Origin of the sequence: Paraflavitalea speifideaquila, assembly GCF_032395985.1 — a bacterium.
Lineage (GTDB): Bacteria > Bacteroidota > Bacteroidia > Chitinophagales > Chitinophagaceae > Paraflavitalea > Paraflavitalea speifideaquila.
Genome location: NZ_CP135920.1, coordinates 5411502 through 5431943 on the forward strand (window position 1 = coordinate 5411502; position 20442 = coordinate 5431943).

Genomic DNA, 20442 nt, shown 5'->3' on the forward strand with positions numbered 1-20442 from the left:
GAACGGCCTGATCAGCATCGTATAGTGCAGGCGCATCTTCCAGAGCAAGCCTTGTCTAAGAGCATTGCCACGCCGGAGTTGTTAGCACAGATCATTATAGATAAGTTTATAGATCATAAACCGCTGAATCGTCAGTTGGACTGCTTCAAGAGAAGTAATGTCACCATTGCTTATTCAACCATTACCGATTGGGTACGGCAGGTTGCGAACGTGGTAGCGCCACTGGGCCATCTGCACCTGCATGAGATGTACCAATATGATTATTGGCATGGTGATGAAACAACCATACAGGTTCTGGACAGGAATAAGAAGAAAGATACCCACCAGGGGTATTACTGGACGTACTTAACGCATAACGGGCAACTGATCTACTTTGATTATCATCGGGGAGGGATACATTGGCAGCCAAACATATCTTACAACATTTTAAGGGTCACTTGCAGGTAGACGGTTATGATGTCTATGAAGAGTTGGACATCAAAGGAATACATGTGTTCTTTTGTATGGCCCATGCCCGCCGTCATTTTTATGAGGCGAAAGGCAATGATAAAGTTCGGGCAGAATATGCTTTGACCGAGATAGCGAAGCTTTATAAGATCGAGGAGCAATGTAGAGAAGAGCAGCTCAACCCGGACCAGATCAAAGTGCGGCGGACAGAACAATCTGTGCCTATTTTAAAAGAACTGGGAGAGTGGATGAAGCAGGAGTATGTAAAGCTAAAACCGAAAAGCCCTATAGCACAGGCTATAGCTTACAGCATCAAACGCTGGGACGGCTTAAGTCTCTATGCCTCTACTAATCATTTGCATATTGATAATAATCCCATAGAGCGCTGTATGAAAAACCTGGCTGTCGGACGCAAAAACTACCTGTTCTGTGGCTCGCATGAAGCGGCCAAAAGAGCAGGCCTCTTATACTCGCTGCTGGTTACCTGCAAACTTAATACCGTAAACCCTTATGAGTGGCTCCGCGAAGTGCTTAGTCATAACATCAACGAGATGACTACCGGGCAACTCAGGAAACTCTTACCCCACCAGTGGAAAAACACAAGCCATCACTACGGCTTAAAGCAAAATTAGGCAACTAAACAATACGATTTTTAGGCTACTCGGAGACACACTGTTTGGCTGCCAATGTATCCCTCCCCCGATGATAATCAAAGTAGATCAGTTGCCCGTTATGCGTTAAGTACGTCCAGTAATACCCCTGGTGGGTATCTTTCTTCTTATTCCTGTCCAGAACCTGTATGGTTGTTTCATCACCATGCCAATAATCATATTGGTACATCTCATGCAGGTGCAGATGGCCCAGTGGCGCTACCACGTTCGCAACCTGCCGTACCCAATCGGTAATGGTTGAATAAGCAATGGTGACATTACTTCTCTTGAAGCAGTCCAACTGACGATTCAGCGGTTTATGATCTATAAACTTATCTATAATGATCTGTGCTAACAACTCCGGCGTGGCAATGCTCTTAGACAAGGCTTGCTCTGGAAGATGCGCCTGCACTATACGATGCTGATCAGGCCGTTCTGCTACAGAGCATTTATACTGAGGGATAATAGTACGTTGGAGAAATATTTCTCCCGGCTTCCAGCCAAGCTGTTCCTTTACTTCTTCTCCCACCTTCTCGCATCCGCTCACATCTTCCGGAGGCTCTATCACGGTCTCTTCCACCCGTAGATGATCCGGAAAGGCATTGGCTAACCCGTTTTCCCGTTGAACCTGTTTTTGCTTTACGTAACTTATCTTTTGAACATCAGCAAGGTTGGTTGCTTTATACCCCTGCTCAAAGGAAAGGCCTAATTCCTGCTGTTGCTGTAAAGGGGAAGGAACAAACTTCTCAGTCTTAAAACCACCCAGTAACTTCGTTAGTTGATACAATTGATATTGAAGCTGCGTTACCTGATCGCGTAATTCTTTATTGCTTTGTAATAGCTCCTGGTTGTTTTGTGGTAATTGTCCATTATTTTGTTGCTGTAGTTGCAGCATTGGAAGCAGTTGCTCATAGAGCGCTTTGTAATCTATATTTTCTGCTGCTGCTGACATTATACAAAGATAGCCCGGCTATGCATTTAAGCTATATCGTATAACCGAAAGTTATACAGCCGATGCGTGGATAAACCCGCATTCAAAAATGATTTTAAAAACAGCACCAAAAATGTGGATAACCCGGCCTGTTTTTCTTAAAATAAAAAACGTTGCCATTTTTTCGATGGCAACGTCAAATATATTCAACCCATGATCCATAAGGATTACATCGTACCGATGTACCGCTTTCGAAAAACGCTTTCTTCAAAGAAACGCCCTGTAAGATCATACTTAATTGTTTAGCCGTAATACTACTGTGAGTGCCTTCCATAATACCTGCCGGTAACTCAAAGGTACCTTCCTCTAATCGCTTATAGTATAAGCTAAAACCATCCCCTTCCCATTCTAACGCCTTCAGGTGCGTTTGCCGTTTGTTCAAAAGATAAATACATCACCCGTCTGAATTTCCATTCCCAGTTCGTTGGTAACAAGCCCGCTCAAACCGTCAAAACTCTTCCTTACATCCGCCCACTTATGATACAACCAGTAATGGGTGCCGTTGTTGATCTGTAACATAAGTTAACTGATTAAAGCTTTTAAAAACTCACAGATGGCTCCCGGTAAAAACGGATGCCCCGGTATTCCGCAAAGAGATCCTGGGAAATGGAAACCTCTTGCTGCCCTGTCACTGTTAGCAAAGTGAAACTACTTTGATTCTCCATCGGCTTATCTTCCAACCGGGCGTGATATTTCTTCTGCCAGTAGTGATATGTACCAGGTGAAAGATCATACAACTCACAAAAATCTTTTACTGTCATCGAACTGGCTTCATGTTCAGCTATCAACGCGAACATTTTTTGCTCCTTCGATAAGCCACTTGATTGCTTTTGTTCCATACGTTTACATTTTTGATAAGCCCAAAAAGTAAACTTTTTATAATATCTTAATTTTTAGCTACTCGGAGGTACACACAGAACAGGTGTAATCGGCAACTACAACTACACAGTTTTCGGCAATCAGGAATACATAGAAATCGGCAACAACTGATACATAGTTTTCGGCAACAACGGTGCAGAGAAATCGGCAACAAAGAGTGCAGAGCTTTGTGGGTTAATCAATACCCCATTCATGGCGCTGACACCGTATTTATCGAAGCTTATGACGTATCACGAAGTACACAGATTATCGAGAGAAGGATTTTCCATCAGTTACATCAGCAATCACCTGGGTTTAAACTGGCGTACTGTAAAGCGCCTGTTGGTGGTAGAGGATGACCGTGATTACGAGGAGATACTGCAACGTGGGGTAGAAAAGGATTGTATATTGGATCGCTACGAAGTGTTTATAAAGTTGAAGCTGGAGCAGTATCCCGACACCTCATCGGCACAGATGCACGACTGGCTGAAAGAACATTACCCTGATCTGCCTTCCGTATCTGTGAGAACCGTATTTAATTACGTATCCCGTGTACGCCAGCGGTACCAGTTAGTGAAAACCGAAGGGGTACGGGTGTATGAGATGGTGCCGGAGACACCTTATGGAGCGCAGGCACAGGTCGACTTTGGGCAGTACAATATGCGTAACACACAGGGTGGTAGGGTTAAAGTATACTTTTTTACACTAGTGCTGTCAAGATCCCGGTATAAGTACGTCTTTTTCTCACAGGAACCCTTCACTGCCATCACCGCTATAGAAGCCCATGAGCATGCCTTTGCCTTTATAGAGGGACTGCCTGATACAGTGGTATACGATCAGGACAGGTTGTTCATTGTAGATGAGAATAAGGGAGATCTGATCCTTACTGAACAGTTCAGGGCCTATAGCAGCCAGCGTAAGTTCAAGCTGCACTTCTGCCGTAAATCCGATCCGGAAAGCAAGGGAAAGGTAGAGAACGTCGTAAAATACGTAAAACAGAACTTCCTGTATAATCGCTCCTTTAGCGATATAGATACCCTGAATGCAGAAGCACTGGCCTGGCTAAGCAGAACAGCCAATGAGTTACCCCATAGTACCACCCGCAAACAGCCCATACAGGAATGGATCATAGAAAAATCCCTGCTTCATCCTTATACGCCACTGGTACTGCAAGGGCCTAAAGGAACGCTTTATGCCGTTCGTAAAGACAACAGCTTCTCCTATAAAGGCAACTTCTACTCTTTACCTTCCAGCACCTATCAGGGACGCGGCAGCCAGGTGCTGCTGGCAAGGCAAGGCACCTGCATTGTTGTCTATAATTTAGAACACCAGGAACTCTGCCGCCATCTGATCAGCTCTGGCAGCGGAGAGAAAATTATTAACAATGATCATCGCCGTGACAAGAGTCCTGCTATACAGGAGCTGGAAGACCAGTTCTGCTCACTGGTCAGTGATGCTGAAGCTGCCGGCAGGTTCATCTCTGCCATCCGGCAGGATAAACCTCGTTACATACGCGACCAGTTACTGCTGCTGATACAGGTGGCGCAGCATTGCCAACCGGTTATTGCAGCGCAGGCATTAGCCTATTGTCTGAAGATTGGAGCAAAAGGAGCTGCCGACTTTAAATCAGTGGTGCTGCATCTGAACAACGAGCTGGAAGATCAGCAAGCCCCTGTAGTGTACCTCAATCCACTAAACCACAAAACACCCACAGAGGCACTAATACAGCCTGACACCAGCTCTATTAACGATTACGATATGTTTTAAACACACACAACAGCAATACATGGAACAAAAACAAATGATCAGGCAGTACTGCCAGCAGTTTAACATGACTGGCGTAAACAAGGTAATAGACGAACTTATTACCGATGCGGAAGCCAGGGCGCTGGGGTATATTGATTATACCCTGGGCTTCCTGACCACCGAAGCAGAGTACCGCAGGCAAAGAGACATCAAAAGCGGCTAAAACTGGCCACCCTGCCCCGATACTGTGATCTGGCAGCTTATGACCCAGCCTTCACAAATGGCCTTAGTATTACCCGGCTACATCAATTACGGGAGCTACACTGGATGGATCAGATTTTTAATATCATCTTGATGGGGCCATCCGGTACAGGAAAAACATTCCTCTCGGCAGGACTATGCAATGAAGCGGTAAAGAAAGGCTATAAGGCTTACTTCCGCACTATGGACACACTTATCGGCACGCTTAAGATGAAGGAGATTACAGCCTCCGCAAAGGCTGAATACAAGCGTCTTTTAAACGCCCACCTGATTGTAATAGACGACATCATGCTGTTCCCCGTAGAAAAGAAAGAGGCGGTATTACTGTTCAATTTTATTAACCAGGTTTATGAAAAAACATCTTTCATTATTACCACCAATAAAAAACCGGCGGAATGGGCACAGATGCTTAATGATGAGGTGCTGGCAACGGCACTACTGGATAGGCTACTATACCAATGCGAAGTGATTAACCTCACTGGAAAGAGCTACAGGCTTAAAAATCGCAAAACTATTTTTGAAGAACAGAACAACTAAATCTACTTTTGAGCTCTGCACTCGTGTTGCCATTTTTGTGTACTCATTGTTGCCGAAATCTCTGCACTCGTGATTGCCAAAAACTCTGCACTTTGGGTTGCCGACTACAACAGGTAGTTTTTGCGTCCGACAGCCAGGTTTTTCATACAGCGCTCTATGGGATTATTGTCAATATGCAAATGATTAGTAGAGGCATAGAGACTTAAGCCGTCCCAGCGTTTGATGCTGTAAGCTATAGCCTGTGCTATAGGGCTTTTCGGTTTTAGCTTTACATACACCTGCTTCATCCACTCTCCCAGTTCTTTTAAAATAGGCACAGATTGTTCTGTCCGCCGCACTTTGATCTGGTCCGGGTTGAGCTGCTCTTCTCTACATTGCTCCGTGTACCTCCGAGGAGTTAAAAACTAAGGCGTCGAAAAATGTTTACTTTTTGGGTTTATCAAAAAAGTAAACAAATGGAACAGAAACAAGTAAATGGGTTATCGAAGGAGCAAAAGATGTTTGCACTGATAGCCGAACATGAGGCCAGTACAATGACAGTAAAAGATTTTTGTGAGTTATACGATCTGTCGGTTGGGAGGTATTACTACTGGCAAAAGAAATATCACGCCCGGTTAGAAGATAAGCCGATAGTGAACCAAAGTAGTTTCACTTTGCTTAACGTGACGGAGTCGCAAGAAGTTTCCAGTGCCCAGGATCTCTTTGCGGAATACCGAGGTATCCGTTTTTACCAGGAGCCATCTGTAAGTTTTTTTAAAGCTCTAATCAGTTAACTCATGTTACAGATTAACAACAGCACCCATTACTGGCTGTATCACAAGTGGGCGGATGTAAGGAAGAGTTTTGACGGTTTGAGCGGGCTTGTCACCAACGAACTGGGAATGGAAATGCAGACAGGTGACGTATTTATTTTTTGAATAAACGGCAAACACATCTGAAGGCATTAGAATGGGAAGGGGATGGTTTTAGCTTATACTATAAGCGATTAGAGGAAGGGACCTTTGAGTTACCGGCAGGTATTATGGAAGGCACTCACAGTAGTATTACAGTGTGTCTCCGAGTAGTGTGTCTCCGAGTAGCCTAAAAATCGTATTGTTTAGTTGCCTAATTTTGCTTTAAGCCGTAGTGATGGCTTGTGTTTTTTCCACTGGTGGGGTAAGAGTTTCCTGAGTTGCCCGGTAGTCATCTCGTTGATGTTATGACTAAGCACTTCGCGGAGCCACTCATAAGGGTTTACGGTATTAAGTTTGCAGGTAACCAGCAGCGAGTATAAGAGGCCTGCTCTTTTGGCCGCTTCATGCGAGCCACAGAACAGGTAGTTTTTGCGTCCGACAGCCAGGTTTTTCATACAGCGCTCTATGGGATTATTATCAATATGCAAATGATTAGTAGAGGCATAGAGACTTAAGCCGTCCCAGCGTTTGATGCTGTAAGCTATAGCCTGTGCTATAGGGCTTTTCGGTTTTAGCTTTACATACACCTGCTTCATCCACTCTCCCAGTTCTTTTAAAATAGGCACAGATTGTTCTGTCCGCCGCACTTTGATCTGGTCCGGGTTGAGCTGCTCTTCTCTACATTGCTCCTCGATCTTATAAAGCTTCGCTATCTCGGTCAAAGCATATTCTGCCCGAACTTTATCATTGCCTTTCGCCTCATAAAAATGACGGCGGGCATGGGCCATACAAAAGAACACATGTATTCCTTTGATGTCCAACTCTTCATAGACATCATAACCATCTACCTGCAAGTGACCCTTAAAATGTTGTAAGATATGTTTGGCTGCCAATGTATCCCTCCCCGATGATAATCAAAGTAGATCAGTTGCCCGTTATGCGTTAAGTACGTCCAGTAATACCCCTGGTGGGTATCTTTCTTCTTATTCCTGTCCAGAACCTGTATGGTTGTTTCATCACCATGCCAATAATCATATTGGTACATCTCATGCAGGTGCAGATGGCCCAGTGGCGCTACCACGTTCGCAACCTGCCGTACCCAATCGGTAATGGTTGAATAAGCAATGGTGACATTACTTCTCTTGAAGCAGTCCAACTGACGATTCAGCGGTTTATGATCTATAAACTTATCTATAATGATCTGTGCTAACAACTCCGGCGTGGCAATGCTCTTAGACAAGGCTTGCTCTGGAAGATGCGCCTGCACTATACGATGCTGATCAGGCCGTTCTGCTACAGAGCATTTATACTGAGGGATAATAGTACGTTGGAGAAATATTTCTCCCGGCTTCCAGCCAAGCTGTTCCTTTACTTCTTCTCCCACCTTCTCGCATCCGCTCACATCTTCCGGAGGCTCTATCACGGTCTCTTCCACCCGTAGATGATCCGGAAAGGCATTGGCTAACCCGTTTTCCCGTTGAACCTGTTTTTGCTTTACGTAACTTATCTTTTGAACATCAGCAAGGTTGGTTGCTTTATACCCCTGCTCAAAGGAAAGGCCTAATTCCTGCTGTTGCTGTAAAGGGGAAGGAACAAACTTCTCAGTCTTAAAACCACCCAGTAACTTCGTTAGTTGATACAATTGATATTGAAGCTGCGTTACCTGATCGCGTAATTCTTTATTGCTTTGTAATAGCTCCGTGTACCTCCGAGTAGCTAAAAATTAAGATATTATAAAAAGTTTACTTTTTGGGCTTATCAAAAATGTAAACGTATGGAACAAAAGCAATCAAGTGGCTTATCGAAGGAGCAAAAAATGTTCGCGTTGATAGCTGAACATGAAGCCAGTTCGATGACAGTAAAAGATTTTTGTGAGTTGTATGATCTTTCACCTGGTACATATCACTACTGGCAGAAGAAATATCACGCCCGGTTGGAAGATAAGCCGATGGAGAATCAAAGTAGTTTCACTTTGCTAACAGTGACAGGGCAGCAAGAGGTTTCCATTTCCCAGGATCTCTTTGCGGAATACCGGGGCATCCGTTTTTACCGGGAGCCATCTGTGAGTTTTTTAAAAGCTTTAATCAGTTAACTTATGTTACAGATCAACAACGGCACCCATTACTGGTTGTATCATAAGTGGGCGGATGTAAGGAAGAGTTTTGACGGTTTGAGCGGGCTTGTTACCAACGAACTGGGAATGGAAATTCAGACGGGTGATGTATTTATCTTTTGAACAAACGGCAAACGCACCTGAAGGCGTTAGAATGGGAAGGGGATGGTTTTAGCTTATACTATAAGCGATTAGAGGAAGGTACCTTTGAGTTACCGGCAGGTATTATGGAAGGCACTCACAGTAGTATTACGGCTAAACAATTAAGTATGATCTTACAGGGCGTTTCTTTGAAGAAAGCGTTTTTCGAAAGCGGTACATCGGTACGATGTAATCCTTATGGATCATGGGTTGAATATATTTGACGTTGCCATCGAAAAATGGCAACGTTTTTTATTTTAAGAAAAACAGGCCGGGTTATCCACATTTTTGGTGCTGTTTTTTAAAATCATTTTTGAATGCGGGTTTATCCACGCATCGGCTGTATAACTTTCGGTTATACGATATAGCTTAAATGCATAGCCGGGCTATCTTTGTATAATGTCAGCAGCAGCAGAAAATATAGATTACAAAGCGCTCTATGAGCAACTGCTTCCAATGCTGCAACTACAGCAACAAAATAATGGACAATTACCACAAAACAACCAGGAGCTATTACAAAGCAATAAAGAATTACGCGATCAGGTAACGCAGCTTCAATATCAATTGTATCAACTAACGAAGTTACTGGGTGGTTTTAAGACTGAGAAGTTTGTTCCTTCCCCTTTACAGCAACAGCAGGAATTAGGCCTTTCCTTTGAGCAGGGGTATAAAGCAACCAACCTTGCTGATGTTCAAAAGATAAGTTACGTAAAGCAAAAACAGGTTCAACGGGAAAACGGGTTAGCCAATGCCTTTCCGGATCATCTACGGGTGGAAGAGACCGTGATAGAGCCTCCGGAAGATGTGAGCGGATGCGAGAAGGTGGGAGAAGAAGTAAAGGAACAGCTTGGCTGGAAGCCGGGAGAAATATTTCTCCAACGTACTATTATCCCTCAGTATAAATGCTCTGTAGCAGAACGGCCTGATCAGCATCGTATAGTGCAGGCGCATCTTCCAGAGCAAGCCTTGTCTAAGAGCATTGCCACGCCGGAGTTGTTAGCACAGATCATTATAGATAAGTTTATAGATCATAAACCGCTGAATCGTCAGTTGGACTGCTTCAAGAGAAGTAATGTCACCATTGCTTATTCAACCATTACCGATTGGGTACGGCAGGTTGCGAACGTGGTAGCGCCACTGGGCCATCTGCACCTGCATGAGATGTACCAATATGATTATTGGCATGGTGATGAAACAACCATACAGGTTCTGGACAGGAATAAGAAGAAAGATACCCACCAGGGGTATTACTGGACGTACTTAACGCATAACGGGCAACTGATCTACTTTGATTATCATCGGGGGAGGGATACATTGGCAGCCAAACATATCTTACAACATTTTAAGGGTCACTTGCAGGTAGATGGTTATGATGTCTATGAAGAGTTGGACATCAAAGGAATACATGTGTTCTTTTGTATGGCCCATGCCCGCCGTCATTTTTATGAGGCGAAAGGCAATGATAAAGTTCGGGCAGAATATGCTTTGACCGAGATAGCGAAGCTTTATAAGATCGAGGAGCAATGTAGAGAAGAGCAGCTCAACCCGGACCAGATCAAAGTGCGGCGGACAGAACAATCTGTGCCTATTTTAAAAGAACTGGGAGAGTGGATGAAGCAGGAGTATGTAAAGCTAAAACCGAAAAGCCCTATAGCACAGGCTATAGCTTACAGCATCAAACGCTGGGACGGCTTAAGTCTCTATGCCTCTACTAATCATTTGCATATTGATAATAATCCCATAGAGCGCTGTATGAAAAACCTGGCTGTCGGACGCAAAAACTACCTGTTCTGTGGCTCGCATGAAGCGGCCAAAAGAGCAGGCCTCTTATACTCGCTGCTGGTTACCTGCAAACTTAATACCGTAAACCCTTATGAGTGGCTCCGCGAAGTGCTTAGTCATAACATCAACGAGATGACTACCGCGCAACTCAGGAAACTCTTACCCCACCAGTGGAAAAAAACACAAGCCATCACTACGGCTTAAAGCAAAATTAGGCAACTAAACAATACGATTTTTAGGCTACTCGGAGACACACAGAAAGGAGTAGACACACTATCGACACAAAAGATTGCAGATTGCCGACTCACATCTTCCTCCGCAATCTTTCGGGCGAATCACCAAACCATTTACGAAAGGAATGTATAAAAGCAGCTGGCTCCGCATAACCCAATATATTGGAGATACCGGCAATGGTATACCGGTCATGGCGCAACAGAAAAGAGCAGATCTGCTTTTTATTTCTTCCAGCAGTTCCCGGAAAGTGATGCCTTCCGCTCCCAACCTTCTTTGCAAAGTACGGGGCGTCACATACAAAGCGCCGGACACCGTTTGGATATCTGGTAGTTGCGGATCAGACATGGATAGTAGGGTAACTTTCACCTTACCCGCAAAACTATCATCCGGCTTTAACTGCTCTATCATTTTAAGGTATTCTGGCACCAGTATATCCACCTGCAAATGACTCGTATTACGCAAAGCGGCTTTTAGCACTATGGGCTCAAAAGCAACCGTGTAAGTTTCCGCATAACTCCATGCTGCCGGATAATCCTCCAGGTAGGCAGGTGAGCTGATGCGAATAGCTACCCCTTCGCCCGCCATTAACCTGATCTCGCGTCCCACTACTGCCAACGTATATTCCAGGATAATGCGATTGAGGGCAGATAAACGATTATGAACACTGAAGTGAATGGCAACAGCATCTGTTGTAATAGCCGTTTCCGCTTTAACCAGCGGCACGGCTGCCGCCAGGTAAGATTGCAGGTAATGCAAGGCCTCCTGTATCGTAGTAGCCTGCAAGGATATCTTATAGATAAGCCCCAGCAGCTTCATCGAAATAAAATGCCCGCACTGAATACCCCAGGCTTTGTCTTTGAGCTGCTCATCAATGAACTGTATTACAGTATACAGGTCCTCCTCTTCTACCGTTGCCTGCTCATCCATAAGATCGACAGGAGGCTGTTTGATCAATGCTTCCATATCCTGCCAGGCAATACCCCGTACCCGGGCATAATCCATAAATGATACAGGTGTAAAGCGAGGAGTTTCATATTGTCGCAATTTATCAATTCCCCGCCGTCCCGCCAATCTACTTTTGTGTTATACAAAACAATTAAAACAATGAATATGCTTAAAAATGTATTGCTAATCAACGCACTTAGTTCAGGCGCTACTGGTTTATTATTGGTATTTTTCCCGGTCTGGCAGCCGATTTATGTGGCGCCGCCCTATCCTGGCCCTTTATGGTAGCAGGTATTTTTCTGGTTGTCTTTGCTGCCCTGGTATTCAGCCAAAGCCGCAAACAGGTCATCCAAAAAGGATGGGTAAAACGCATCATCGCGCTGGACATCATTTGGGTAATAGAAAGTCTGGTCATTGTCGTTCCCCAATTATTCGGACTTTCTTTCCTGGGATACTTCCTCATCGGAGCGGTAGCCGGCTGGGTAGCCCTGATGGCCTTCCTGCAAGTAAAGGGATTAAATCAGTTGGCAGCCAGGTAATAGCCATGAAAACCAGGACGCCCGGACCACAGGATTCCGCCTGGCTGGTCCGGGTTTCTTATTGTTAGCCAGCCTATTGAAAACGGGTTCAACAATTAGGGAGAAGAACTGTTACTATACAGCCAATCATTCTAACTTAATTAACATCTTATCATGGAAGCTCAAACATCAACGAAGCCAATAACAGAAAAAGAATTATTCATAAAAATGGTAGTATCCAACTGGGAACTGCAAAATGCCCGGGTGAATAAATTGATCGCCAAACTGTCCGACGAACAAATGAATACCCCCACTGCGCCAGGCCGTAATACCGGCACCTGGATATTGGGCCACCTCATAGCAGTGAATGATGGTATGATCACTTTATTGGGATTGGGTGAAAAATTGTACCCCGAATTGGAAGCAGCCTTCACCGGTGAGGTCAATAAACCCGGTGTGGTAGCACCTGCACTGGCTGAGCTGAAAAATCAGTGGAATGCCCTCAATGCAAAGCTCACGGAGTACTTCACGGCCCTGCCTGCCGAGGAGTGGTTTACCCGGCATAGCGCTATTTCACCCGAAGACTTTGCCAAAGAACCACACAGGAATAAACTGAATATTCTGATCAACAGAACAAACCACCAGAGCTACCACCTGGGACAATTGATATACCTGGATAAAAAGCAGTAAACATTAATCATTAACCTGATCGCTCTTTTTAGGAGGCCCGGCTGCTAAAGCCGGGCTTATTTTGTGGGGCACTACAAGGAATTGTATTGCCCCTATGGGGCAGAATACACGGTTGATTTGATTGTTCTACAAAGCTGTAGCCTCTACAAAGCTGTAGCCCCTATGGGGCTAATACACGCTTGATTTGATTGTTCTACAAAGCTGTAGCCCCTATGGGGCAGAATACACGCTTGATTTGATTGTTCTACAAAGCTGTAGCCTGACACCAAACAGTTGCTCCCACCATCGGGAGGCAAAATCCGATGGGACAGAAGAACAGGCTCAATACATACGCAAAAAAAATATTTATAGAAATCAGAGGACAACTCAATCAATGTTGTAAAAATTAACCATCAATCACATGCTATCGCTCCAACATGCCTTATTTTTAGGAAAACAAGCTAAATATGAGCGAATCCATCACGATGCTAAAAAGCAATACGTCCTATTCACCTGTGGGCCATTGCCGTGGGGTTAGTGATCCAGGGGAGTATTTTGGCTGGAATTATGGCTGGGGCGTGGCCGGAACGGTGGGTTTCCTGATGGCCACGCTCATTATTACCATACTGTACATCACTTTCATTTTTAGTTTTACGGAGCTAACGACTTCGATACCCCATGCAGGTGGTCCGTTTGCCTATTCCTATAAGGCTTTCGGCCCGCTGGGCGCGCTGGTGGCGGGTTATGCCACGCTGGCGGAATTCCTGCTGGCCACGCCTGCTATCGCCTTTGCGCTGGGTAATTATGTCCATTTCCTCTACCCTTCCCTGCCGGTACTTTGGACAGCCATTGGCTGCTATGTGGTGTTTACGTGCATCAACCTGCTCGGCATTAAAGAATCGGCGATCTTTACGCTGGTAGTCACGCTGCTGGCGGTGGGAGAACTCCTGATCTATATGGGCATTGTAGGGCCTTCCTTTAAGGCCACTAATTTTCTTCATAATGCCATGCCGGCCGGATGGGGCGGTGTATTTGCAGCGCTCCCCTTGCCATGTGGCTGTATGTATGCATTGAAGGGGTAGCGATGGTAGCAGAAGAGGTAAAAGATCCCGCCAGGACGATCCCGGCCGGTTATATTTCCGGCATCCTCACGCTTATGCTGCTGGCTATTGGGGTGATGGTGTTAACAGGAGGTATTACAGACTGGCAACAGCTTACAGCGATTGACTATCCGCTGCCGGAATCGATTGGCATTGTACTGGGCAAAAACAACAGCATTACGAAACTGTTTGCCGGCATTGGATTGTTTGGCCTGATCGCATCTTTCCACTCTATCATAATTGGATACTCGCGTCAAATGTTTGCGCTAGGCCGCAGTGGATACCTACCGGACATACTGGCCAGGGTCAACAAAAAATATCAAACGCCGCATTGGTCGCTATTGGTGGGTGGACTGCTAGGCATCATCGCCTTGTGCCTGGGCAAAACAGATCAACTGGTGGTCCTTTCTGTATTGGGCGCTGCACTGATGTACATCATGAGCATGATCAGTCTTTTTGTGTTGCGCAAAAGAACCTGCGCTGCACCGGCCTTTCAAAGTGCCTTTGTATCCCTGGTTCCCGGCCATCGCACTTATATTGTCGATCGTGGCCCTGCTGGCCATTATGTATTATAACCGGTGGCTAAGCCTGTTGTTCTTTGGCGGGCTGGCTATTGCTGTTTTGATATTTGCAGGGATGGGCAAACACCGGCAGACGGAAGGGAAAGGTGTAATTTTAACGGAAGGATATTAGGGTGAGCCGCCCTGTGCCTGGCACAAAGCATGGCAAGGGCGACCCACCCTGACAACATAAGCATAGAAGAATCACATGTCGTACAAAACCACCATCAGCCATTTCGTATACCGGTTTGATGACCTCAAAACGGTATTGGCCAAAGCAACGCCTTTCCGATCGGGTGATGCGCTGGCTGGCATTACAGCGGGCAGCTATGAAGAGCGGGTGGCAGCACAGATTGCGCTGGCTGATATTCCGCTACGGGATTTCCTGCAGCAGGTTATTATACCTTATGAAACGGATGAAGTAACGAGGCTTATTATAGATACGCATGATGCCAGGGCCTTTGCCCCATTAGTCATTTTACGGTTGGGCAGTTCAGGGATTGGTTGTTGAGTGATGCAGCCGATACTTTGACCTTGCGGGGGCTGGCGCCGGGGCTTACTCCTGAAATGGCAGCGGCGGTGTCCAAGCTCATGCGTAACCAGGACCTAATCAGTGTAGCGCGCAAAGTAGAAGTTATAACAAAGTTCAGGAATACATTGGGCCTTAAAGGAAGGCTGTCGGTACGGTTGCAGCCCAACCATACGACCGATGATCCGAAAGGCATTGCCGCCAGTATGGTAGACGGATTGCTCTATGGCAGTGGTGATGCAGTGATCGGCATCAATCCGGCTACGGATAGTCCCGCCGTGGTGATCCAGTTATTACAAATGATTGACGGGTTGCGTCAGCAATTCGATATTCCAACTCAGTCCTGCGTATTGTGTCATGTAACCACTGCTCTTACGATAATGCCGCAAGCGCCGGTAGACCTCGTGTTCCAATCCATTGGCGGCACTGAACAAACGAATAGCAGTTTTGGTGTGAACCTGGCGCTCTTGCAGGAAGCGCATGAAGCGGCGCTTTCGTTACAACGCGGCACGATTGGCAATAATGTGATGTATTTTGAAACCGGCCAAGGCAGCTCTCTATCTGCCAATGCGCATGCAGGTGCAGACCAGCAAACCTGTGAGGCGCGGGCCTATGCGGTGGCTCGCCGGTTCAGTCCATTACTGGTCAATACGGTGGTGGGCTTTATTGGTCCGGAGTATTTGTATGATGGCAAGCAGATCATCCGGGCGGCGCTGGAAGATCATTTTTGTGGCAAGCTGTTGGGACTGCCCATGGGTGTGGATGTATGTTATACCAACCATGCAGAGGCTGACCAGGATGATATGGACAACCTGCTTACGTTATTGGGTGTGGCGGGTTGCAATTATATAATGGGCATTCCGGGCGCTGATGATATTATGCTTAATTACCAGTCTACCTCATTCCATGATGCATTGTATGTGCGGAAGGTGTTGGGTTTGCGTCCTGCACCGGAGTTTGAGCAATGGCTGGTGAAGCAGGGGATCATGAGCAGTGAGGGAAATTTGCTGACAGTGAGTGAGGGGCATAAATTGGTGAGTCGCGAGATGTGAAAACCGGCAGTCGGCAATCCGCAGTGGGCAGAGCTTTGGCTTTGAAAGTACTGTGGGGCAAATTGTGCGTAGAAAGCAGGCATATTGCATGTATTACTGAGTAAATATAAACATGAGCGATATCAATATCCATCATAGCATTGCAGCGGCTGATCCCTGGGTATCGTTGCGGGCTTTTACACCGGCACGTATTGCGTTGGGCAGAACGGGTACCGCTATTCCTTTACAGGAAGTATTGCAATTTCGCATGGCGCATGCGCATGCCAGGGATGCGGTACATTCGCTGCTGGATACAGACAGCCTGATCACACAACTACAAGCGTTTCCCATAACCGTGAACCTGCTACAGAGTCAGGCTGCCGACCGGTACACTTACCTGCAGCGGCCGGATAAGGGAAGAAGACTGCATGAGGAATCCGCCGGCCTGTTATCTTCACCGGACAATGATGGTGCGCCACAAACAGTGTCCATTATACTGGCCGATGGCTTAAGCGCGACAGCGGTGAACCGGAATACCATTCCTTTACTGGCCATATTGCTGCCTATGCTACAGGAGGCAGGTATTGCATTAACGCCTCTGAGCATTGTACAACAAGGCCGGGTAGCAATTGGTGATGAGATTGGTAGTTTATTAAATGCTACACTCACGGTGGTACTGATCGGCGAAAGGCCGGGCCTGAGCTCACCTGATAGTCTGGGTATATACCTCACCTACCATCCACAAGTGGGCCTCACGGATGAAGCACGGAATTGTATTTCCAATGTGCGGCCGGGAGGATTGTCTTACCAGGCGGCAGCCAATAAATTATTTTGGCTGATACAGGAGGCCATGCGCATGCAACTATCGGGTGTAGGATTGAAGGATAATGCAGGAGCGTTACTCCCGAACCAAGTTCCGGAAACAGCAACCTGGAATAGTAATTGCACTACACAGCTATCTAAAGATCGATGTCTTCCCATTTTAAGTCAGGGGCGTTCGTAGCCCTCCCATTTTCTGCAAAAAGTGGCTGTTTTGGCGTTTAGTGCTATTAGCATACTCTATCCATACTGAAGGTATACTGAAGCTATACTGAAGCCATACTGTAGGGTAGCTGATTGTTGGCTTTGTTGTCAGGCTACCCTGTCATACTGACTTCAAATAACGCTCAGCAAACATACAACATAGTCTATGCCAAATCCAAATGCGGCATGGCCGATTTGGTTATTTTTGGTTGTTTTGGTATAAAATCGACGTCATTGTAGTCGATTTTATGCGGTTTCGACCAAAAAGGCCGAATCGACAATCAGGCATTTGGAAACGGGTATCTGAATGTTGTACGTTTGCAGGGAACAGTTACCAAAGCGATCGACCATGTGGACGGGGCCCCTAAGCATGGTTGATGATGATGAAGAAGTGTTGTGCAACACTGCTGAATACAAGCTGCGAGCTACGAGCTTTGAGCTACGAGCCTTTGGCTTCGGTCTTTCAGTTTTTTGATCTGGCTTTCGCTGTTGAGATATAGCGATTAGCGGTTGGCTGATGGTGATCGGCTGTCAGCTGAGGGCTATTGCCACTGGGGTAATTTTCTGATACGTGTGATCAATGGTTATGGTGAACGTCGACTACCAATCAAAGAGCAGGATGTTATCAAACAGAAAGTGTTAGGCCCAGGTTTTGGTTGTTGGTTTATTTCGATCAGCGCCTGACGGGTAACCGGCGGCATCGTTGCGGGCACGCGGGTCTGCGCGGAGATCAATGGATATCAGGAAGGTAAACTATACCGCTCGTCTTACTATAGATATGATAAAAGCCCTGCTCATTGGAGCGGGGCTTTTGTTTTAGGGAATAGCCACTTGCATTGACCATACTTTATGATTAGATTTACACTTGTATATTATTTCTATACCCCTCAGCCAACATCACCATGCATTCTATTTATGTTATCCCGGTATTATTCGCCGGTTTGGTGGCAGTAACATTAATAGGGACTATTGGCGCCATTGCTTCACGGCGGCTTAACTTTAACTACATGTGGTTAAGTATTGCCTCTTGTATTGTATATACGTATATCGGGTATCGCGTTGCCGCCATTGAAGGGCCCCTCATGGCCATTATTGTCAATAATTTGGTAGGTTTCTATGATGCTACCGTAGGCCTTAAGCTGGCCATTGGCCTGAGAGCCAATTTTGAACTAAGTGAAGAAGATAAGAAATACCTTTCCCCGCCATATACCATTTCTTCCATGCTCTTTATTGCCACGGCATTGGCACTCCTGGGTTATTATATTGTTACGCATTAGGCGAGCGCCGCCCCTCGCCCACTAAACAAGTCGATACTTCTGTCTTGTTATCCATCTCCGTGTCACCATTCCTGCTTTTAATGAATTCTTTATTGGTCTGCCCCCAGGCTTCCATTTGCACCAGTATGGGTAATATGCTTTTGCCCAGTCCGGTCAGTGAATATTCCACATAAAGGGGGAAACCTCCAAACACTTCCTTGGTAATAACGCCAAACCTGATCAATTCACTCAACTGCATTTCAATCACCCGGGGACTGGCCGTATTGATGGCCCGTTGCAATTCACTGGGACGTTTGGCGCCACGGTTAATGGCATCAATAATACAAGGTTTCCATTTGGCTCCAAATACTTTCATCGCCAGGTAGATACCACAGTCCAGGTCTTCCTTGATCTTTTTTTCGTACATCTTTTTTGTTTGTAAAGTTAGAACAATACTTTCTTCCTCCTAGTTCATTTCATACCGAACAATTATTCGGTACAGGAATAATTGTTCGGTTATTTTTCATATCCCGCCAATGTCCAAATTTTGCGATGTCAACATTGAACAACCAATCATTCTCTACTAATATGAAAATCACAAGAAGACTGGAATTGAGCGATGTATTTCAACTATTGCGGTGGGCAGCAATCATTTTCATTACCTGGACATTTATGCATGGCGCCGATCATTATCTGGCATTTACACGCGAAGCACTCGGTAAATACTTCAATTACCGTTGGTTCCTGATAGCCCATATCACGGCAGGTGGTGGTGCACTCATACTGGGGCCTTTACAGTTTTGGGAAAAACTACGCAATAACAACTGGAAACTGCATAGGATCATCGGCTTTCTCTACCTGCTGGCCATTTTAACCAGTTCCATTAGTGCGGTGGTGCTGGCGCATACCACGGCTTATGCCATTAACTGGGCGTATGCCTTTTCTGCGCAGGTTTGGGTCAGTGTGTGGATCATTGCAACGGTCATTGCTTATTGGGCTGCCATTAAACGCAAGTTCAAACTGCATAAAGAATGGATGGTACGCAGCTATATCGTCACCCTGGCATTTATTGTTTCGGGCCTGGCCCTCAAATTACCGGTGGTAAAGCAATTGGGTGATTTTGCCGATATCTCCCCTACTTTCTTTTGGATGGGCTGGTCGGTGCCTTTGTTTGTGTATGAGGTGGTGTTAGCGTTTCGTAGAAAGAGCTGATTTATGAAGGCTGATCCAAAATAGACAAATATTTAAGTGGGATTACAACCTACTAATGACCGGGACAACACGAATTGGACAAACCTGGCAATCTTTTTTACCAATATTTTTAAGAAGCCGGCAACAGGTTGAGATCAATGGCTAAAGCAGGAGACAATTATTGTGGATAATGGGAATGCTTTTTCGCCTCTATTTTGAGAGTGTTTCTAATAATTCCTTAGCAGGGACAATCTTTACTTTTCCGTCTTTATCACCAATGGCCAACGATTCATCATTGGCGGCACTTTTTTCAACAAGTTTTCGCACGGCATCCTTGATTCCTTGCAAAACTTTTGTTGAAAGCTCACTATTATATGTTGGTTTATTGATCACCTTGATTGCTTTGATTCAATATGATCTGCCAAATATCGGTATTTTTATGACCGTATCAATTCCTGATCCGCCTTCGGCAATAATATCTGGGTCCGCATCCATATTACTAACGATCAGCCAGTTATTACAAATTCCAATATACATTTTCATCAGATTGTGAAGCCCACGACAATATCTTCTTTCAATAATATTGACAGGGATATTATGCCCTCCGTGGCTCACCCGCTTAGCAACTCGTTCAATTGCTAATTCGGGAGAATTTAACCAAAAAAAAAGTAAAGTTACCTGGTAACCGATTTCTTGCGCCTTTTTAACTAAGGATGCATAACTTCTAGTGGAAAGAGTAGTTTCAAAAGCAAAATCCGCTTTTTCTTCCATCAATTGATTAATTCTATGAAGCATAATTCTACCTGCTTCCAATGCTACACTTTCAGCATTAAAAGGCGAAAGCCCAGCCGCAATACTATCAGCATTGACAAATTCCCGACAATGAAGGATTTCTGGCAATATTGTATAACTCGCAGTTGTTTTCCCTGCACCATTGCATCCTGCTATAATGTATAAGTTAGGCATT

General features: G+C 45.5%; 20 protein-coding genes and 7 pseudogenes. 17 read left to right on the forward strand and 10 right to left on the reverse strand.

Annotated elements, in window-relative coordinates:
• Positions 1-24: 24 nt before the first annotated feature.
• Together tnpC (RS881_RS37305) and RS881_RS37310 are read left to right on the forward strand one after the other, a co-directional pair.
• Positions 25-923: pseudogene (gene tnpC, locus RS881_RS37305) on the forward strand (IS66 family transposase); the annotation flags it as partial.
• Positions 924-1079, forward strand: a complete 156-nt coding sequence (locus RS881_RS37310; RefSeq protein ID WP_315824726.1) for a transposase domain-containing protein — start codon at positions 924-926, stop codon at positions 1077-1079.
• 25 nt (positions 1080-1104) lie between these two features.
• On the opposite strand, the gene RS881_RS37315 is transcribed toward RS881_RS37310, so the two are convergent.
• From RS881_RS37315 to tnpA (RS881_RS37325), 3 genes and pseudogenes are all read right to left on the reverse strand, one after another.
• On the reverse strand, positions 1105-2049 hold the full coding sequence (locus tag RS881_RS37315; RefSeq protein ID WP_315815412.1) for an IS66 family transposase: 945 nt from the start codon (positions 2047-2049) through the stop codon (positions 1105-1107).
• A 175-nt stretch (positions 2050-2224) separates the two neighbouring features.
• Positions 2225-2607, reverse strand: a pseudogene (tnpB, locus tag RS881_RS37320) (IS66 family insertion sequence element accessory protein TnpB).
• A gap of 20 nt (positions 2608-2627) precedes the next feature.
• Positions 2628-2927, reverse strand: a complete 300-nt coding sequence (gene tnpA / locus RS881_RS37325) for an IS66 family insertion sequence element accessory protein TnpA (protein WP_315815413.1) — start codon at positions 2925-2927, stop codon at positions 2628-2630.
• Between the two features lie 232 nt (positions 2928-3159).
• Here tnpA (RS881_RS37325) and istA point away from each other — a divergent pair, with 232 nt between their 5' ends.
• Genes istA through RS881_RS37340 form a run of 3 tightly spaced genes read left to right on the forward strand, consistent with a single transcriptional unit; the run spans position 3160 to position 5490 of the window.
• Positions 3160-4713: an IS21 family transposase gene (gene istA / locus RS881_RS37330; protein WP_315814078.1), complete on the forward strand. Its 1554-nt coding sequence runs from the start codon at positions 3160-3162 to the stop codon at positions 4711-4713.
• Positions 4714-4732: 19 nt separating this feature from the next.
• Positions 4733-4915 carry an ATP-binding protein gene (locus RS881_RS37335; RefSeq protein WP_315815414.1) on the forward strand — a complete coding sequence of 61 codons (183 nt, stop codon included), beginning with the start codon at positions 4733-4735 and terminating at the stop codon, positions 4913-4915.
• A 29-nt stretch (positions 4916-4944) separates the two neighbouring features.
• Positions 4945-5490: an ATP-binding protein gene (locus tag RS881_RS37340; RefSeq protein WP_315824727.1), complete on the forward strand. Its 546-nt coding sequence runs from the start codon at positions 4945-4947 to the stop codon at positions 5488-5490.
• Between the two features lie 104 nt (positions 5491-5594).
• On the opposite strand, the gene RS881_RS37345 is transcribed toward RS881_RS37340, so the two are convergent.
• The gene (locus RS881_RS37345; RefSeq protein WP_315815415.1) at positions 5595-5828 is read right to left on the reverse strand and encodes an IS66 family transposase; all 234 of its coding nucleotides are present in this window, start codon (positions 5826-5828) and stop codon (positions 5595-5597) included.
• Positions 5829-5945: 117 nt separating this feature from the next.
• Between RS881_RS37345 and tnpA (RS881_RS37350) the strand changes: the two genes are divergently transcribed.
• Positions 5946-6263 (forward strand): IS66 family insertion sequence element accessory protein TnpA, encoded by a 318-nt coding sequence (gene tnpA / locus RS881_RS37350; RefSeq protein ID WP_315815416.1) that lies wholly within the window; start codon positions 5946-5948, stop codon positions 6261-6263.
• A 3-nt stretch (positions 6264-6266) separates the two neighbouring features.
• Positions 6267-6574 (forward strand): annotated as a pseudogene (tnpB, locus tag RS881_RS37355) (IS66 family insertion sequence element accessory protein TnpB).
• Between the two features lie 12 nt (positions 6575-6586).
• On the opposite strand, the gene RS881_RS60440 reads toward tnpB (RS881_RS37355), so the two are convergent.
• Together RS881_RS60440 and tnpC (RS881_RS60445) are read right to left on the reverse strand one after the other, a co-directional pair.
• Entirely contained in the window at positions 6587-6754 is a 168-nt protein-coding gene (locus RS881_RS60440; RefSeq protein ID WP_350340287.1) for a transposase domain-containing protein, read from the reverse strand.
• Positions 6752-7818 (reverse strand): annotated as a pseudogene (tnpC, locus tag RS881_RS60445) (IS66 family transposase); the annotation flags it as partial. The gene RS881_RS60440 and the pseudogene tnpC (RS881_RS60445), both read right to left, overlap by 3 nt.
• A 339-nt stretch (positions 7819-8157) precedes the next feature.
• On the opposite strand from tnpC (RS881_RS60445), the gene tnpA (RS881_RS37370) reads away from it, so the two are divergent.
• From tnpA (RS881_RS37370) to tnpC (RS881_RS37380), 3 genes and pseudogenes are all read left to right on the forward strand, one after another.
• On the forward strand, positions 8158-8475 hold the full coding sequence (gene tnpA / locus RS881_RS37370; protein ID WP_315814461.1) for an IS66 family insertion sequence element accessory protein TnpA: 318 nt from the start codon (positions 8158-8160) through the stop codon (positions 8473-8475).
• Between the two features lie 3 nt (positions 8476-8478).
• A pseudogene (gene tnpB, locus RS881_RS60450) lies at positions 8479-8861 on the forward strand (IS66 family insertion sequence element accessory protein TnpB).
• 175 nt (positions 8862-9036) lie between these two features.
• Complete coding sequence (tnpC, locus tag RS881_RS37380; RefSeq protein WP_315815419.1) at positions 9037-10623, forward strand: IS66 family transposase; 1587 nt, start codon at positions 9037-9039, stop codon at positions 10621-10623.
• A 69-nt stretch (positions 10624-10692) separates the two neighbouring features.
• Here the strand turns inward: tnpC (RS881_RS37380) and RS881_RS61870 are convergent, their stop codons facing one another.
• Entirely contained in the window at positions 10693-11655 is a 963-nt protein-coding gene (locus tag RS881_RS61870) for an AraC family transcriptional regulator ligand-binding domain-containing protein (RefSeq protein WP_315815420.1), read from the reverse strand.
• Positions 11656-11879: 224 nt separating this feature from the next.
• Here RS881_RS61870 and RS881_RS37390 point away from each other — a divergent pair, with 224 nt between their 5' ends.
• The 6 genes and pseudogenes from RS881_RS37390 (at position 11880) to RS881_RS37415 (ending at position 18305) form a co-directional block, all read left to right on the forward strand.
• Complete coding sequence (locus tag RS881_RS37390) at positions 11880-12137, forward strand: hypothetical protein (RefSeq protein WP_315815421.1); 258 nt, start codon at positions 11880-11882, stop codon at positions 12135-12137.
• A gap of 153 nt (positions 12138-12290) precedes the next feature.
• Positions 12291-12806 carry a DinB family protein gene (locus tag RS881_RS37395; protein ID WP_315815422.1) on the forward strand — a complete coding sequence of 172 codons (516 nt, stop codon included), beginning with the start codon at positions 12291-12293 and terminating at the stop codon, positions 12804-12806.
• Between the two features lie 581 nt (positions 12807-13387).
• Positions 13388-14460: pseudogene (gene eat / locus RS881_RS37400) on the forward strand (ethanolamine permease).
• 193 nt (positions 14461-14653) lie between these two features.
• Positions 14654-16026 (forward strand): annotated as a pseudogene (locus tag RS881_RS37405) (ethanolamine ammonia-lyase subunit EutB).
• A 112-nt stretch (positions 16027-16138) separates the two neighbouring features.
• Complete coding sequence (gene eutC, locus RS881_RS37410) at positions 16139-17008, forward strand: ethanolamine ammonia-lyase subunit EutC (protein WP_315815423.1); 870 nt, start codon at positions 16139-16141, stop codon at positions 17006-17008.
• Positions 17009-17969: 961 nt separating this feature from the next.
• Entirely contained in the window at positions 17970-18305 is a 336-nt protein-coding gene (locus RS881_RS37415; RefSeq protein WP_315815424.1) for a hypothetical protein, read from the forward strand.
• Here the strand turns inward: RS881_RS37415 and RS881_RS37420 are convergent.
• Complete coding sequence (locus RS881_RS37420; RefSeq protein WP_315815425.1) at positions 18295-18711, reverse strand: winged helix-turn-helix transcriptional regulator; 417 nt, start codon at positions 18709-18711, stop codon at positions 18295-18297. The two genes, RS881_RS37415 and RS881_RS37420, sit on opposite strands and share 11 nt — an antisense overlap.
• A gap of 185 nt (positions 18712-18896) precedes the next feature.
• On the opposite strand from RS881_RS37420, the gene RS881_RS37425 reads away from it, so the two are divergent.
• Entirely contained in the window at positions 18897-19496 is a 600-nt protein-coding gene (locus RS881_RS37425) for a DUF2306 domain-containing protein (protein WP_315815426.1), read from the forward strand.
• Positions 19497-19685: 189 nt separating this feature from the next.
• On the opposite strand, the gene RS881_RS37430 is transcribed toward RS881_RS37425, so the two are convergent.
• Together RS881_RS37430 and RS881_RS37435 are read right to left on the reverse strand one after the other, a co-directional pair.
• A complete protein-coding gene (locus RS881_RS37430; protein WP_315815427.1) occupies positions 19686-19868 on the reverse strand; it encodes a DUF8506 family protein in 183 nt (60 codons plus the stop codon).
• A 15-nt stretch (positions 19869-19883) separates the two neighbouring features.
• Positions 19884-20441, reverse strand: coding sequence for an ATPase (locus tag RS881_RS37435; protein WP_315815428.1), 558 nt, complete (start codon positions 20439-20441; stop codon positions 19884-19886).
• Position 20442 lies beyond the last annotated feature (1 nt).